The sequence below is a fragment of the Mesomycoplasma ovipneumoniae genome, assembly GCF_033343935.1.
In the GTDB taxonomy this organism is placed as follows: domain Bacteria; phylum Bacillota_I; class Bacilli_A; order Mycoplasmatales; family Metamycoplasmataceae; genus Mesomycoplasma; species Mesomycoplasma ovipneumoniae_G.
Map to the genome: position 1 here is coordinate 73823 of NZ_JAWPGQ010000005.1, position 16901 is coordinate 90723.

Consider the following 16901-nt stretch of genomic DNA (forward strand, 5'->3'; position numbering starts at 1 on the left):
ATGTAATTTCCTTAGGATTTTTTAAACTGTTTTTAAACTTATTCAAAATTATTTATAGCTTTTCAAATAGCCTTAGATTTATTACCAACTATTAAATTAATTTCGTTTAAACCAACAACAACACCTGAAATCCCTTTTAATTTTCCAATTTCTTCAACATTGATGCCTTCAGTTGATTTTAATTTAATTTTTAATCTAGAAACTGTAAAATCACATGAGTCAATATTTTTAGTCCCGCCTAAAAATTTAACTAGATCATCAACTTTGAAACCGATTTTGTCATCAAAGGTGATTTCAGACTTTGTTTTATTATGTTTTTCTTTAATACGTTTAGCAAACAAACCAAAGCTAAAAATTTGCAAAAGAAAATAAATGATTTTGGAAATTAGCTTCATAATATCTTTTTAAATTATACTCATTTTCTAAAAAATTCATTATAATTATGCTAAAATTTTTTTGCTATGAAAAAAAGATTAGTAAGTGGAATAACTGCAACTGGAAACTTGACGATTGGTAATTTTCTCGGTTCGATAAAACCGAGTCTTTCGTTTCAAGATCAATATGAAAATTTTATTTTTGTCGCCGATCTTCATGCCCTTACTTTGCCAATTGAGCCAGAAAAATTAACCCAAAACCGGGCTAGTATTTTTGCATTTTATCTTGCATGTGGTTTTGATCCTGAAAAAACAGTGTTATTTTTTCAATCTGATGTTAGTGCTCACAGTGAACTTTTTTGACTTTTACAATCCCAAACAACAATTGGCGAGCTCTCAAGAATGACGCAATTTAAAGATAAATCTCGCCAAAAACAGGAAAATAATACCGAAAAAGTTCCAACAGGTTTGCTAACTTATCCAATTTTAATGGCTGCAGATATTCTTTTATATAATCCTGATTTTGTAACCGTTGGCGCTGATCAATTACAGCATTTAGAACTTACACGAAAAATTGCTCATCGTTTTAACAAAATTTATAAGACAGATTTTGTCATTCCTAAGGCAATAATTTCCCAAAATGCGCAAAAAATAATGTCACTTACTGATCCAACCAAAAAAATGTCTAAATCAACAAGCCAAAAAAACTCGGCTATTTTTTTAAGTGATTCACCTCAAGAAGCCTATAATAAAATTCAAAGAGCAAAAACTGATTCTGAAAATAAAATTTATTTTAGCCAAGAAAAGCCGGGGATCAATAATCTTTTGAATATTTATATGGGCTTTACTGATAAAACTCAAGAAGAAACACTTAATTTTTTTCAAGATCAATCCTATAAGTTTTTAAAAGAAACGGTTGGCACGATTGTTGCTAATTTTCTCGAAGATTTACAAAAAAAACACCAAAAAATGTTACAATTTGTTGATAATTTTGCAAAAAATGGGGCGAAAAAAGCAAATCAAATAGCAAATTCAAATTTAAAAACAATAAAACAAAAAATGGGGCTTTAACTCATGGAATTAAAAATTGATTACGAACTCAATCATTCTACCTCTCATCTTTTAGCACTTGCAATAAAAACACTTTTTCCAAATGTAAAATTAGGAATTGGTCCTGTTTATGATGATGGTTTTTATTATGATTTTGATCTAGAAACTCCACTTTCTGAATCAGATTTTGGAAAAATTGAAAAATTAATGAAAAAATTAGTTTCAAAAAATTTAAGAATTGTTCAAACAGAAGGTAAAAATCTTGATTTTCAAAGTCAAATTTACAAACAAGAGCTAAAATCTGATCTTGAAAACAAATCTGAAAAAGTGACCTATTTTTCAATTGTTGACCAGCAAAACAATATACTTTTTGAGGATCTTTGTGCTGGAAGACATCTTGAGAGTCTGAATCAAATAAAAAATTTTAAACTCCTAAAAATTGCAGGTGCCTATTGACGTGGAAATTCAAAAAATAAGCAACTCACAAGAATTTATGGTACAAGTTGAGATTCAAAGGAAAATCTTGAAAAATTTCTTCAAATTTTGCAAGAAAGACAAGAAAGAGACCATCGCCGAATTGGTTCAAAGTTAAAACTTTTTAGTTTTAGCCATTATTTTGGACTAGGTTTTCCAGTTTGACTTGAAAATGGGATGAAAATTCATAACAAAATTAGGCAAAAAATACTAGAATTTGACCGAAATTACGGTTTTAGAGAAGTTTTAACCCCTCATTTTGGTCACCAAAGCCTTTATGAAATTTCAGGACACTTACAACATTATAAAGATGACATGTTTTCGCCAATTAAAGTTGAAGATGAAGCACTTATTCCGCGACCAATGACTTGTCCACACCATATAATTTTATTTTCTGAGCAACATTTTAGTTATCGGAATTTGCCTTTTAGAGTTTCAGAGCAATCTAGGTTGTATCGTTATGAAAAATCAGGTGCACTTTCAGGTTTAGAGCGAGTTCGAGCAATGGATTTAACTGAAGGGCATATTTTTGTCACAAAAAAGCAAATTTTTAGCGAAATTAGTCACCTTTTTAAGATGATTCAAGAAGTGCTTGATTTTTTTAAAATAAAAGTTTTTTATATTTCTTTTTCAAAAAGAGACCCACAAAACAAAGAAAAATTTTTTCAAGATGATTTAATGTGGAATCAAGCCGAGAATGATTTAAAGCAATTTCTTGATCAAAACAATGTAGAATATGTTGAAAAAATCGGTGAAGCTGCTTTTTATGGCCCAAAAATTGACTTTCAAATTAAGACAGCTCTAAATAAGGAAGTTACAATTTCGACATTACAGCTAGATTTTCTCTTGCCACAAAAATTTGGAATTAGTTTTACTAACGAATTTAATCAAAAGGAAACTCCAATATTGATTCACCGTGGTTTGATTGGGACTTATGAGCGATTTATTGCAATTTTATTAGAACAAACTAAAGGAAAATTGCCGTTTTGACTCTCACCAAAGCAAATTATCGTGATTCCCGTTGGTGAAAAACATTATGAATATAGTAAAAAAATCCACGAAATACTTTTTAATTTAGGATATAATTCTGAAATTGATTTAAGATCTGAACGAATTACACGTAAAATTCGTGAAGCAAATTTACAAAAAACTGCTTTTCAGATAATTATAGGTGATGAAGAAATAGCAAAAAACGAAATTACTTATCGCGAATTTGGTTCACAAGAATCTTTCAAAATTTCATTAGTTGACTTTATTGAATTGCTAAAAAACCGCGAAAAAAATGTATAAAAAAATAACAAAAATTCCGGATTTTGTTTTTGCATTAATTGTAATTTTTATTCCTATTAGCTTAATTTATATATTTTTTTCGCCTGATTTTTGACAAAAAGAGATAATTTCATATTGAATTTTAGCCATTATTGGGATTTTAAATTTTTTTGTCTGTTTTTTTGCCTCACTGGTTTTAACTAGGCTAAAAGTGGTCGATTTTTCTTTTATTTTTTATTATACTGTTATTTTATTTTCATTAACCTTTTTACTGCTTACCTATCCACTTAATTCAACAAGAGCTTTGGTAATTTTACGAGTTATTTTAGTTTTAATTTCAATTTTTTTAATTATTCCATCTTTGATTATCAAAAAGAAAATTGCCAACCGTTTATATAAAAACAAATTAAAATCAACCAATAAATAGCGATTATTTTGATATAATTAAGTTATAAAATTATCAAAAGGAATTAGTGACATATGGAAACTAAAAAATTGCAAAAATACGATGTAATTATTATTGGGGCTGGAATAATCGGCACAAATATTGCTTATGAATTAAGTAAATTTGACTTAAAAATTGCAATACTTGAGGCAAAAAAATACGTTGCATCAGAAACAACAACAGGAAATTCAGGAATAATTCACTGTGGTTTTGACCCAAAACCGCATAAATTAAAAGCAAAATTAAATGTTTTAGGACATAAATTGTGAATTGAAAACATATTTCCAAAAGTAAACTTTCCTCGTCAACAAGCAAAAAGCATTGTTCTTGCCTTTGATTCAGAAGAAGAAAAAATTATTTATGACCTTTATGAGCGCGGAATTATCAACGGACTTAGTCAGTCACATTTAAGAGTTTTATCAAAAAAAGAGCTAGAAACTCAATATCCTTTAGTCTCAAAACAAGCATCATTAGCCCTTGAGTGTGATAATTCTTGAGTTATCGATCCGGTCAAATCTAGCCTTGCTTTTTTAGAAATTGCCCTTAAAAATGGTGTTGATTCTTATACTAACGCAAAAGTTGTTTCAATTTCAAAAAATGACCAACAGTTATTTGAAATTGAAACAAATAATGAAGAAAATAAAATTTTTCAAACTAAAATTATTATAAACGCCGCCGGTCATTATGCTGATGAAATTGGAAAATTAGCCGGATTTTCCGAATTTAGTCAAAAACAACGAAGAGGCCAATATTTAATTCTTAGAAATCACCCTGATGTAAAAGATGTTTATTTTCTAGTGCCCCAAAAATATGGAAAAGGTGTAATTGTCGCCCCTCGTCCTGATGGTAATATTTTAGTTGGACCAACAGCTGAAGAAAATATCCATAAATCAAAGGTAAATTGCCTTGACTTTAATCTTGTTGAGCAAATTCAAAAAATTGGGCATAAAATTATTCCAACCTTAGATTATCAGGAAACAATTTTTGCACTCGCAGGCTCAAGACCGATCGAAATTCAGAATAGCGATTTTGTTATTCGACCTTCTTATAAAGATCCTAATTTTATTTTTGCCGCCGGAATGCAGTCGCCAGGTTTATCAGCAGCCCCTGCAATTGCTTTAGAAATTGTAAAATTAGTTGAAAATCAAATAAACTTAATAAAAAAGTAATTTTAGATCAATCTAGCGAATATTTATCACGAGTTTCCCAGTTTGATAGATAATCTTAAAAAAGTGTCCGGGTTTAAACTAGGCAAAAAAATTAACACTAAGGTGTTGGCTTTTTTGTTTGAGTTTAAGGAGAAAGCTAACACTCAAAGTGTTAGCTTTTTTAAATTTTCAAATGCAACAAAAAGGAGAATACTAATGTCAAGACACTTTAAAAAAGACGAATTTGATATGATTTATAAAATTTACAATGAATTTGGATTAAAACAAACAATAAATTATATAAATGATATTTCGCCAGATACAAATTTTATAACCAGAACACAACTACTTCGAAGAATCAAAAAAATTATTAGATATTATAATAATGGTATGCAAGATCAATTATTAGATAAAAAGGGTTCAAACAGAAAACCAGGGAGTGGCAGACCTAAAAAATCAATTAAACCTGATTGAAACGAATTTACAAAAGAAGAATTAATGGAAATAGCTAAGAGATATTACGAAATCAATAAAAATAAATCAAAATCAGCAAAACTTAGTGAATCCAAAACACTAAATATTCCCTACAGCAAATCTGCAAAAATTTTTAATGTATGCAGACAATCAGTGGCAAAATCTAAAACTAGAGTTATAAAAGTAAAGGAGTACAAAAATGACGCAATAATTAAAAAATCCTTTCTTGATAACGAAGGTAGATATGGTCGCTTAAGGTTGAGTGCTTATATTTCTATGAAATATAATATTTACATTCACCCTCGAACTCTTGGAAGACATTTAAAAAGATTGAATTTAGTATGCAAAATTAGACGATAAAGAAGAAAGAACGAAATTAAGAACACCAAATTCGCACTGCCGGATATTGTTAAACGCGACTACAAAGATAAATTAAATAGAAATATTTTTGCTACTGATGTTTCATATGCAAAAGCTACCAGAGATGTTAAGGATAGTCATGTATTTTTGTCTGTAATAATTGAGCATAAAACTAAAAAAATCAGAGATTTTAAATTATCTGTAAACAATGATCTTAATTTAGTTATGGATAATATAAAGACATTTAGGTCTATTGATAAAGATTTTGTTATTCATTCAGACCATGGATTTCAATACACTTCAAAAATCTATATTGACAAAATAAATAAAATGGGAGGAACTGTTTCGTTGTCTCGTGTAGGAAATTCATTAGATAATAGGGAGGCTGAATGCTGATTTTCAATTATAAAAAGTGAATGCTTAAACAAGTTAGACTAAGTAAAATAACTTTAGAAGATCTGAAAAAAATAATTGCAGATTATATATTTTGATACAACAACTATAGAATTCAATCAATTTTAAATTGAAAACACCACAACAATATGCTATGATGTTAAAATAATATTAAACTGTTATTTTTTGTCCTAGTTTAGTTTTGGACGCTTTTTTAACTTTTTTGGCAAAAGTTAATTACCTATTTTAAAACACTGACAAAAATCATAAAAAAATACAACTACTATTTAAACTCAATGCAAATAGAAAACTCGTTTTTATTTGCATTGAGCCTAAAAAAATATATGAAGTTTTGAAAGAACAATAACCAAAAGCCTTAAATTTGTAGAATTCTAAACGGTTAAATTTAAGGCATACCATCATATTTAAAAATATAATGGATAATTCACATTTTCTGATTTTTCTATGACAAAAACATAACTAATTCCCCCTTAATTCAATATCAAATTTATTAATATTCTTAGTGGGTCTTATTATAACATAATTTTTCCTTAGACCAAGCATTTTTTTTTTTTTTGCAAAATGTTGATTTTAAAATAATAAAAAAATAAGATTTTAAATCAAAAAACCCGGATTTACGGGTATTTTTGCATATTTATATTCATTGAAAAGTGAATTTTTGCCATCAAACTGTCAAAATCAGAAAAATCAAATAAACTTAATAAAAAGGTAATTTTAGAGCAACCACCTAATATTTATAATATTTTTCCAAATTAAAAAAGATGCAATAAATTACTGCATCTTTTTTAATTTTTTCAGAACGCTAGCAACATTTTTATCAATGTTTGGCGGGTAAATTATTTTCACTTTTCTTAGATCAATTCCTACAAAAGCATTTTCAGAAAATTTTTCAAGACTCTCTGGTATTTTAATAGTTAAAAGCGAACTTAGAGAGTTAAATGTAAAATCGGGAATTTCTTTTGTACCTTGGCTAATTTCAATTTCAGTGATTTTTGGATTATTTGCAAATGTATGTGGGTCTAATTTAACATTTCTAGCAGTAATAATTTTGCCTTTATAATTTTTAGGGATAAAAATAATTTTGCTCAAATCGTTGTTGTATAAAATTCCGCCATAGTCTCTAAAGTAGTAATTTCCCGGCTCGACAGTGATTTTTTCTAAATTTTTTGCATTCAGAGAAAATTTGTAGTCCTCGATTTCTTGGACTGTTTTTGGCAAAACAAATGAAGAAAAGTCGTATTTTTCAGGCATTATAATTAATTTTGTCAAGTTTTTATTATATAAAACGCCGTCTTTTGATGCAAAATAAGGGTTTTGGGGATCAACTTCAATACTTTTAACGTTAAAAGTTCCACTTTGATAATCAATTCGCGAAACATTTGGACCAATGTATAATTTGCTTGCTTTTTTTAGAAAATCATTAGAAATGCCGACTATTTTAGACTTATTTTTAATTTCAGTGGCAGGCTTAATGTCGCTAGTGTTAGCAGAAACAAGCGAAACACCTAAATTATACTCATAAGTTTGGCCATTTTCTGAATAAAATGAGTCAAGAATTTTAAAGGTTTTATGATCTTTTGCAAATTCAGCATCATTTCTTCTGAATTGTCCTCAAGTTGGGTCTGAGTGAAAAAATTCTTTGGTTTTTGTATCAAAAACTAAATTTCACTGGTGTGGACCAAATTTTGATCAACCAATGACAATTGAATTTTTAATACCAATTGAATCAAGCATTGCTTTATATAAATTAGAATAACCACCACAAACAGCGTATAATTCTTCTAAAACAGCCGAAGGCTCAACCGCGGGAATCCGACTTAGATTTCAAGCATATTTTACATTTTTAATTATTCAGTCAAAAATAATTTTTATTTTTTCTTGATCAGTTTTTGGCTTAGACTCATCGATTAATTTTTTAGTAAAATCAGCAACTTTTTTGCGATTTTTTTCATTATAGCCTTGATATTCAAAATTTCTTACATCTTTTGGGTCAATTAAATTCATAAAACTTTTGGCAGAGTTATTGGAATTTAAATTACCTTGATAATCTTGGTATTTTTCAATTCCTAAAGGATAAGAATTTTCGTCTTTTTCCTTTGGTTTTTCATCTTGAATTTTTGGCTCGATTGTTTGCGAAAAATCAGTTGAATTTTTATAATTAGTTTTAACTTCATCAAAAATTTTTGTTAGTTTTTCGATGTTATTTTTGAAAAAGGATTGATTTTGATTTTTTTGGTCACGAATTTTTTCATATTCAACCTCGTCAATTACTTGATTTAATTTATCCCTAAAAAATTCGTGTTTTAGCTCTTTTAATTCAGTGTTAATAAAATTCTTGACATCATTTTCTAATTGTAAATATTTTTGTGAAAAATTTGCAAAAACAGCCGCTTCTGGCTGTTTTTTAGTGATAATCTCGGTTTTATTATCATTTTTTGGGCTTAAAAGTTGCTTTTGTTGCTGTTGTTGGTTTTGGTTTTGGTTAAAATTTTTTAAAATTTGTTTTTTGACTGTTTTTGTTTTTATATTAGGTTTTGGAATTGAAACTAGATTTGACTTTTGATCAATTTTTTGTTCAAAATTGTTTTTTTGGCTAATTTGGGCTTCTGAATTATCTAGCAAATCACCGGTTTTTTCAGTTGTTAGAGTTTCTTTTTGAATAAAATTATTCTCTTGAGATTGAGTGTTTGCATTTTCATCTTTTTTATTTTGCAACTCAATTCGTGAAGTAGTAAGTCCACAAGAAGTTAAAAGCAAACTCCCTGAAGTTATTAACAGTAAAAACAACGATTTTCTAAGTTTTTTCATAATGCCCCTAAACCAAATATTGACTATACATTATAGCAAATTGCTTAAAAATTTCCAAGAAAGAAATCAAAAAAACTTAGTAAAAAAGGCAAATTAAATCGCAAAACCTAGTAAAACCGCGGCTAAACTAGGAGCAATAATTGGATTTCATGAATAGTCAAATCCGTAAATTTCTTTTCAATTATTAACATTCAAGAAATTATTATGTTTTTTTAAGACAAATGAAGTAAGGAAAAAGATAAATCTTGGACCAAAATCACGCGCAGGATTTATAGCATAACCAGTTGAAGATCCAAGTGATAGTCCAATTGAAAGCACGATTAGCGCAACAATTATTGGCCCCATTGTTTGAAATGATTTATCCAAAAAGGCAATTGTGGCAAGTAAGACAATAGTTCCAATAAATTCGTATAAAAAGTTGCTTACATAAGATTTTTTAAATGCCGGTCCGGTGTGGTGACATGAGGCAATAACTTCTGCTTTTGTTTCTTTAATATGACTTCAGTTGATTGTATTTAGAATTATCTGGCCAAAAATTGCCCCTAATATTTGCAAAGGAATAAGTGCTAAAAGTTCGGCATTTTTTGTGCTGATAGCAAAAAAAATTGAGACTGCCGGATTTAAATGGGCAACAGAAATATTACCGGCTATTCCGTTAGCAACCATAATTCCTAAAAGCACACCAAGAGCTCAACCAAGGGCAATAACAATCCATTTTCCTGATTGATTTGCAAACATTTTTGTTGCACTTACAGAATAATTAACGCCATTTCCAAGCAAAATTAGCGTTGCCGTTCCCAGAAATTCAGATAAATAAATGATATTTTCCATATAAAATTTCCTTTTATTTTATGTCTTTGACTCAATTTAGAGTTTTTTTAACAGCAAGATCTCAATTTGCAACTAGTTTTTGAACCTGATTTTGGTCAAGTTGTGGCTTAAATGTTTTGTCAATTTGTGAAATTTGTTTTAATTCGTCAATTGATTTTCAGAATTTTGCATGCAATCCTGCAAGAAAAGCCGCTCCCATTGCTGTTGTTTCGGTGTTTTTTGGCCTTGAGATCTCAAGCTCAGAAATTGATGACTGGAATTGCATTAAAAAGTCACTTTTAGAAACACCACCATCAACTTTCATTAGTGTAATTTCTTGACCTAAGTCAGATTTCATCGCTTTAATTAAATCATTTGATTGAAAAGCAATTGACTCAAGGGCTGCTTTAATAATATGTTCTTTTCTTGTTCCTCTTTCAAGACCAAAAATTGCACCCCGAGAATAAGAATCTCAATAAGGAGCTCCAAGTCCGGTAAAAGATGGAACTAAAATTGTCCGGTGGTCGTCTTTATCAGTTTTGGAAATAAAATAATCAGTATCAGCGGCATTTTCGATTATTCCAAGTCCGTCACGAAGCCACTGAATTGTTGCACCGGCAATAAAAACTGAACCTTCAAGGGCATACTCAACCGGACTATCGCCAATTTGTCAGGCAATTGTTGTTAAAAGGTTGTTTTTTGACTGTACAATTTTTTGACCTGTATTTGCTAAGGTAAAACATCCTGTTCCATAGGTATTTTTTACCATTCCAACTTCAGTGCAAAGTTGACCAAATAAGGCAGATTGTTGGTCACCAATAACTCCATAAATTGGCACTTTTCCTTTTGCGTTAATTGATCAAAAACTAGGTTCAACGATTCCATAATCGGCCGCAGAAGGTAAAACTTTTGGCAAAATTTCGACTGGTATTTCTAATAAATCAAGTATTTTTTGGTCTCATTTTTTCTCTTTGATGTCAAACATCATTGTTCTTGATGCATTTGAGACGTCGGTTGCATGAGTTTTTCCTTGAGTTAATTTTCAAATAAGTCAAGTGTCAATTGTTCCGGCCAAAAGATTACCTTGAGCCAAAACATCTTTGGCTTTTTGGACATTTTTTAAAATCCAACGTATTTTTGTTGCACTAAAATACGGATTAATTAAAAGTCCAGTTTTTTCTCTAATATAATCTTGGTGTCCTTGTGAAATTAGTTCATCACAAAAGTCACTTGTACGGCGATCTTGCCAAACGATCGCATTATAAACCGGCTCACCGGTTGTTTTGTCTCACAAAACCACAGTTTCACGTTGGTTTGTGACCCCAAGAGCGATAAAGTTATCTGACTTTAAATTCGCGCGCGTCTTAGCGCTTTGCATTGTGTAAAGTTGAGTATTCCAAATTTCATTTGCATCATGTTCAACTCAACCTGATTGTGGATAATATTGCTGAAATTCCTTTTGAGAAATGGAAATTACATCGCCATTTTTATCAAAAACCAAGCTTCGGCATGAAGTTGTTCCTGAATCAAGTGTCATTATATATTTTTGATTGATGGTGTCGTCCATTTTTTAGCCCCCTTTTTGTGCTTTTTTTAATTTAATTATACCATTTAGATAAGATTTTTTTATTTATAAAAATGTAAAATCTTATAATAAATTTTAATTTTGTTTAAGTTTTGAAAAAAATCAAAAATTAGATAACAAAATTACATTTTTTGCAAAAATTTTTGTCTTGACAGCGGTTTTAAATCCAAGGTGATTTTTTTAATTAACACATTAACTTTTATTTAAAAATAGTTAAATTTATATTGTTTAAACTAGATTTGGTGAATTCGTAGTAAAATATTTAATCAAAAAAATTTTTTTGAAAAAATCAAGGAAAATTAATGTTAAAAAAAATATGTTCACCACAAATTAGATTCAAACAATTTGACTCAGCGTGACTAACAAAAAAAGTAGGGGATTTATTTTTAATAAATCGAAGCGGCAATTTAACCAAAAAATATTTTCGTCCGTTTGTTTCGGCAAAATATATCTACCCAGTTTATTCTTCGCAAATAGAAAATCACGGAATTTTGGGATATTATAAAGATTTTTTGGCTGAAAATGTAATAACATGGACAGCTGATGGCGTAAATGCAGGAGTCGTTAATTTTCGAAAGGAAAAATTTTTTGCAACCTCTGGCTGCGGAATTTTAATCTCAAAAAAGTACCAACCAAATGAATTTTTTGCAATTGCAATCGGTAATAACACTCGCGATCATATTACCCCAGGACCAATTCCACATTTAATTAGTTCGGAAATGGCGCAAGTTGAATTAAAATTTACCCCTAATATCAACGAGCAGAAAAAAATTTCCCAACTTTTTGAAGCACTTGAAAACTTAGCTAATAAACTTGAAGAAAAAATAAGCGTCCTGAAAAATCTTAAAAATGATTTCAATAATAAAATGTTTGCTAATTTAAGTTCAGATTTTCCTTCAATTAGATTCAAAGGTTTCAAATCAGCCTGAATTACTGACCAAGTAAAAAATTTATTTGAGATTTCCCGAGGTCAAACGTTAACCAAACACCAAATAAAAACTAGACCCGTAGAGAGAGAGCGGATACATCTACCCGGTTTATTCATCACAAATAAAAAATCACGGAATATTTGGTTATTACAACGAATATTTGGCGCAAAAAAAGATAATCTTTTCAACTCACGGAAATCCTGGATCGGCTAAATTTATTCAAGAAAAATTTTTTGCTACCTCTAATTGTGGAATTTTGAGTTCAAAAAAATATCCTGAAAGTACTCTTTTTGCAATTCAGTTCGAAAAAAACTCCAAAAAATTCATTTCTCAAGGGACAATCCCACATTTAATTAGCTCAAATGTGCTGAAAATTGAGCTAAAATTCACCCCAGATGTTGCTGAACAACAAAAAATTTCACAACTTTTTGAGACTTTTGACTCACTAATTTTCGCTTATGAGCAAAAAGTTGAATATTTAAAAAATTTAAAAAATAGTTTTATTGCTAAAATGTTTATATAAAAAAATTTTTGGCTTTTTGTTAAAAAATGCTTAAGTTTAATTAAAAAATGAATTTTTTGAAAAAAATTTTGATTTTTCGTACTATTTTTTGTCAAATTTTTTAAATGATTATGCTATAATTTAGACTAGGTAAACAGAGGTGTCCGTTTTGGGCTGAGAAAAACTCTTAAAAGTTGATCTAGGTAATACTAGCGTAACGAGTTTGTCCTTTTTTCTTTAAAAGCAAATGCTAAAATCGTCATAAAACACCTTGTTTACTAAAACACAAAAGGAAAATTGTTTGTAATGACGAAAAAAAATAAATTTCACTCTAAAAAAAGAAATTTTTTAAAAAAATTGTCTTTTTTTTCTTCTTTTTTAACAGTACCATTAGTGATTTCTGCATGTATCAATACTTCAGATCAAAATCCAGAGCAACTAGCTCAAACATGAGATACAAAAGTTAACCTTGGTTTAAGTCAAAGTTGATTTCAACTTAAAACTAAAGAAGAACCTGATCGTGTTAATAAATTTCTTAGCAATTTAACAGAAGAATTTAAGAAACTAAAAGAGGCAAATCCACAAACTAAAGACTTGCCTGATGTAAGTTTTCATTTTGTTGGAAATGATGATGCAAAAGCAAAACTTTCGCTATTAAAATCATCAAATAACTCAGATAATGCGCTTGATTTTGCAATTGCAGATGCAACTACAACTATTGAGGATGACCAAGACAAACAACTTTATAATGGTCTCCAAACTTTAACATGAGCTTTTAAAAATAGCCCTGAATCGGCAGTTTTTTACACCGATGGAACAGAAAATGACCCATTATATAAAGGTGCAAAAGAATTAAATGAACTATTTAATAAAACCCCTTATAATGAATGGTCAAGCGACCCAAATGATGCGCAAAAATGAGACAAAATTGCCTATCGATTTTTATATGATGATTCAAACCCACGAAAAATAATTTCATATTACCGTGGTATGATTATGATTTATGGCGATGAAAAAACAAGAGCTGAAATTAAAAAAAGTTGACATGATAAAGACTGACCTAAATTTAGAAATTATGGAATAATTCACGGAAATCTAACTTCTGCTGGAAAATTTAAAATGCAGAATTTTATTCTAAAAAAACATTTTGGTCCAAGTTTTAGATCAGTTAGTTTAAATGAAGATCGACTAGGACATTCAGATAAATATACTCAAGGACGCGGCTATACAATTGGTCAAGATCCAAAGTTTAGAATCGCTTTTGATGATGAGGCTTCTTTTGCTTGAACTGAAAATAAAAAAGATTCAAAACAATATACTTCAAGCGAAACAGACTCTAAACCAGACTCTAAAGTTGAAATTTTTATGCTAACAAACCCTGCTTCATACGACATTGGTTCATACCGCCCAACTTTTAATAAACTTCAAGCTGATTTAATTTCTCAAGCATTTATTAACATGGCAAAAAACGGAAAAGATGAATATGGTCCAAACGTTGGGTACAATGGTTATAGAAAAATAAATCAACAGGACCCTGAATTCCGTAAGATTTATGACCAATCAAAAACAAACTAAAAACTGTCTAATTTTTGAAGATTTTTCATTTAGACATGATAAAAATGGAAAAAATTTAATAAATCCTCTTAATTTTAAGTTATGTAATACAGAACTTTTATTTGTAATTGGTCCAAGTGGTCAAGGTAAATCTTCGTTTTTTTTGTCAATTTTACAAAATATTTTTGTTTCAGGCAAACTAATTTGGCAAAAACAAAATTTATTAGATCAAAACAAAAAAAATAAAAAAAATTTTTTAAAAACAGTTGGATATCTTACCCAAACACCAACTTCAATAAATTTTCAAAGTGTTTATTTAAATTTAGCAAAAAATTTACCTAAGTATAAAAATATTTTTTACAGTTTATTTGCAATTCCAACCAAAAACCAACGAGAACAAATAATTAAAATTATGAGCCAACTTGGTCTGGAAGAAAAAATTTACTCTATTTTTCAGGACTTATCCGGAGGTCAGCAACAGCGAGTTGAAATTGCAAAGCTAATGCTACACCACCCAAAAATAATTCTCGCTGATGAGCCAACTTCAGCTCTTGATCCAAAAACAGCGGCAAAAATTATTGATTTAATTATTAATTTTGGAAAATTAAATAATTCAATCACAATTATTATTTCTCATAATATTAATTTAGTGAAAAAATATGATGGCAGAATTTTACTAATAAACAATGGAAATGCTAACTTTTATAATTCATTTTCAGATATTGACCAAGAACAAATAGATTCAATATTTGGTAAGGATGACAATGAAGATGACGATCATTAGCGCATTTAAAAACAAGCCTTACCAAAGATTTAAAAAAACAAAACTTTTTTTCACATTTGTTTTTTTAGTTTTGTTTATTGTATCTTTTTACTCAATTTTTTCCGAAATTAATTATAATGGTTGAACCCTTTTTAAAAAAAATTTAACTGATTTGTTTGCTTTTTCAAATAAACATCCTTATTATAGTGATTCAGTTTTTTCTTTAAGTATGAGATTTTTATGAATCACAATTAAATACACTTTTCTTGGCACTTTTATCGGTGCAACTCTTGCTTTTTTTTCTGCCCTTTTTAGCTCACAATTTATTAAAAATAAATATTTAAAAAGCATAATTTGATGAATTATTATAATTCTTAAATCCTTTCCAATTCCGTTTATAATTGATCCTTTACAACTTATTTTTGCTCCAAAATTAGCGGCAATTTTAATTGTAACTTGATTTTCTTGAATTTGGCTACATCGGTATTTTTATTCTTTTTTAAATTCGCTTGATTTAAGCGGGTATCAAAAAGCAATAATTAAAGGAAAAAATCGCTTTTTTGCGTTTAAAAATGAAATTTTACCTTTTGTAATTAATAAATTTATTGGACTATTTTTATTCAGTTTTGAAGCAAATATTCGCTGAACAACCATTATTTCAGCAACTGGAGTTATTGGTATTGGAATTTTAATTAATGATGGAGTTCAAAATCCTGCATTAGGTTGAAAAATTGTCGGAATTCCACTTGCAGTTTTATTAGTATTTGCTACCTTTTTGGAATTTTTAATAATTTTCTTTAATAAATTTATATTACACAAAAGATCTGTTAATGTAAACCAAAAAAATAAATATATTTTATGATTAAAAGTAAATTACAATTGAATTTTACGGATTTTTTTTGGATTTCTTATATTAACCTTATTCATTATTAGCATTTTGGATATTGAGTCATGAAAAGTTAATCAACATCAAATTAATCGTTTTTTTGGATCACTTTTTGTTATTGACTGAAGTGTTTTTCTGCAAGGAAAATTAGACAATCCAATTTACATGGTTTGAAATCTTTTAGCTCAAGTTATTGTCTGTCTTGCAATTATTGCTGTAGTTTCAATTTTATGACTACTGGCTGCAAATGAAAAATTAAACCATTGAATTAAATGATCATTCTTTAAATTCTTGCTTAATTTTTTTAGAATAATCCCGTCAATTGTTATTTTTTATCTTTTCCTTAGCTTTGCTGTTCAACCAATTTTATGACTGACATTTCTTGTTGGAATTAAAAACGGACTTGGAATGGCAAAAAAACTAAACGAAACTCTTAATTCAATCGACTGGCAAAAATACAAATTACTAAGACTTCGGCAATGAAGTAAATTTAAGACAATAACTCACTATATTTTCCCGTTAATTTATAAGGAATATTTTAAATATTTATCGGTTCAAATTTCAGATTCAATTCATGATTTGCTTCTTTATGGAATTTTTGGCGGATCTTTATTGGGGCAAAAACTTTCGAGTCTTTCGCAGACAGGTATTGCCGGTGATAGAACAGCATTTTTTACTTTTTCGTGAGTAACTTGGTTTTTAATTTTATCTATCGAAATTGTTATTATATCTATTCAAAACAATTATTTTAAAAAAATACTCGCGATTATGGTCAAATTGAAAAATATGATTTTTAATGTTGGGGCAAAAAAATATTTATTATAACCTTTATCGCTTAAATTTCTTTTATTAATATAAATACAAACATGAAAAATAAAAATTTTTTCATGTTTTTTTCTTTTCCCGTGTTTCGCAGTTTGATGAGATACTCTTAAAAAAGAAAAATTACAAAATATTTAAACTACCTTTTTTAGTTAAAACACTAACAAAAATCATAAAAAACAACTACTATTTAAACTCAATGCAAATAGAAAACTCATTTTATTTAAATTGAGC

General features: G+C 28.7%; 14 protein-coding genes and 1 riboswitch. Of the genes, 10 read left to right on the forward strand and 4 right to left on the reverse strand.

Annotated elements, in window-relative coordinates; genetic code table 4:
- Window positions 1-38: 38 nt before the first annotated feature.
- Window positions 39-395 carry a PTS transporter subunit EIIB gene (locus tag R7X45_RS01960; RefSeq protein WP_044284230.1) on the reverse strand — a complete coding sequence of 119 codons (357 nt, stop codon included), beginning with the start codon at window positions 393-395 and terminating at the stop codon, window positions 39-41.
- 66 nt (window positions 396-461) lie between these two features.
- On the opposite strand from R7X45_RS01960, the gene trpS reads away from it, so the two are divergent.
- From trpS to R7X45_RS01985, 5 genes are all read left to right on the forward strand, one after another.
- A complete protein-coding gene (gene trpS / locus R7X45_RS01965; RefSeq protein ID WP_318055715.1) occupies window positions 462-1445 on the forward strand; it encodes a tryptophan--tRNA ligase in 984 nt (327 codons plus the stop codon).
- A gap of 3 nt (window positions 1446-1448) precedes the next feature.
- A complete protein-coding gene (thrS, locus tag R7X45_RS01970) occupies window positions 1449-3188 on the forward strand; it encodes a threonine--tRNA ligase (RefSeq protein WP_318055716.1) in 1740 nt (579 codons plus the stop codon).
- A complete protein-coding gene (locus tag R7X45_RS01975; RefSeq protein WP_129644171.1) occupies window positions 3181-3594 on the forward strand; it encodes an MAG3450 family membrane protein in 414 nt (137 codons plus the stop codon). The genes thrS and R7X45_RS01975 overlap by 8 nt, the downstream gene beginning before the upstream one ends.
- A 53-nt stretch (window positions 3595-3647) precedes the next feature.
- Window positions 3648-4781, forward strand: coding sequence for a type 2 glycerol-3-phosphate oxidase (gene glpO / locus R7X45_RS01980; protein WP_318055717.1), 1134 nt, complete (start codon window positions 3648-3650; stop codon window positions 4779-4781).
- A 195-nt stretch (window positions 4782-4976) separates the two neighbouring features.
- Window positions 4977-5594: a transposase gene (locus R7X45_RS01985; protein WP_318055718.1), complete on the forward strand. Its 618-nt coding sequence runs from the start codon at window positions 4977-4979 to the stop codon at window positions 5592-5594.
- Between the two features lie 1185 nt (window positions 5595-6779).
- Here the strand turns inward: R7X45_RS01985 and R7X45_RS01990 are convergent.
- The 3 genes from R7X45_RS01990 to glpK all read right to left on the reverse strand — a co-directional run bounded on the left by R7X45_RS01990 (window position 6780) and on the right by glpK (window position 11193).
- Window positions 6780-8816 carry a leucine-rich repeat protein gene (locus R7X45_RS01990; protein ID WP_318055719.1) on the reverse strand — a complete coding sequence of 679 codons (2037 nt, stop codon included), beginning with the start codon at window positions 8814-8816 and terminating at the stop codon, window positions 6780-6782.
- Between the two features lie 93 nt (window positions 8817-8909).
- Entirely contained in the window at window positions 8910-9647 is a 738-nt protein-coding gene (locus tag R7X45_RS01995) for an MIP/aquaporin family protein (RefSeq protein WP_318055720.1), read from the reverse strand.
- Window positions 9648-9660: 13 nt separating this feature from the next.
- Complete coding sequence (gene glpK / locus R7X45_RS02000; protein WP_318055721.1) at window positions 9661-11193, reverse strand: glycerol kinase GlpK; 1533 nt, start codon at window positions 11191-11193, stop codon at window positions 9661-9663.
- Between the two features lie 320 nt (window positions 11194-11513).
- Between glpK and R7X45_RS02005 the strand changes: the two genes are divergently transcribed.
- The 5 genes from R7X45_RS02005 to R7X45_RS02025 all read left to right on the forward strand — a co-directional run bounded on the left by R7X45_RS02005 (window position 11514) and on the right by R7X45_RS02025 (window position 16670).
- Complete coding sequence (locus R7X45_RS02005; protein WP_318047010.1) at window positions 11514-12353, forward strand: restriction endonuclease subunit S; 840 nt, start codon at window positions 11514-11516, stop codon at window positions 12351-12353.
- Complete coding sequence (locus R7X45_RS02010) at window positions 12277-12663, forward strand: restriction endonuclease subunit S (protein ID WP_318055724.1); 387 nt, start codon at window positions 12277-12279, stop codon at window positions 12661-12663. The genes R7X45_RS02005 and R7X45_RS02010 overlap by 77 nt, the downstream gene beginning before the upstream one ends.
- A 125-nt stretch (window positions 12664-12788) precedes the next feature.
- Window positions 12789-12880, forward strand: a riboswitch (TPP riboswitch).
- Window positions 12881-13035: 155 nt separating this feature from the next.
- The gene (gene cypl, locus R7X45_RS02015) at window positions 13036-14217 is read left to right on the forward strand and encodes an ABC transporter thiamine pyrophosphate-binding lipoprotein p37/Cypl (protein WP_318055722.1); all 1182 of its coding nucleotides are present in this window, start codon (window positions 13036-13038) and stop codon (window positions 14215-14217) included.
- Window positions 14195-14980, forward strand: coding sequence for an ATP-binding cassette domain-containing protein (locus tag R7X45_RS02020; protein ID WP_318047231.1), 786 nt, complete (start codon window positions 14195-14197; stop codon window positions 14978-14980). The genes cypl and R7X45_RS02020 overlap by 23 nt, the downstream gene beginning before the upstream one ends.
- Window positions 14961-16670, forward strand: a complete 1710-nt coding sequence (locus R7X45_RS02025; RefSeq protein WP_318055723.1) for an ABC transporter permease subunit — start codon at window positions 14961-14963, stop codon at window positions 16668-16670. The genes R7X45_RS02020 and R7X45_RS02025 overlap by 20 nt, the downstream gene beginning before the upstream one ends.
- The last annotated feature ends 231 nt before the right edge of the window (window positions 16671-16901 follow it).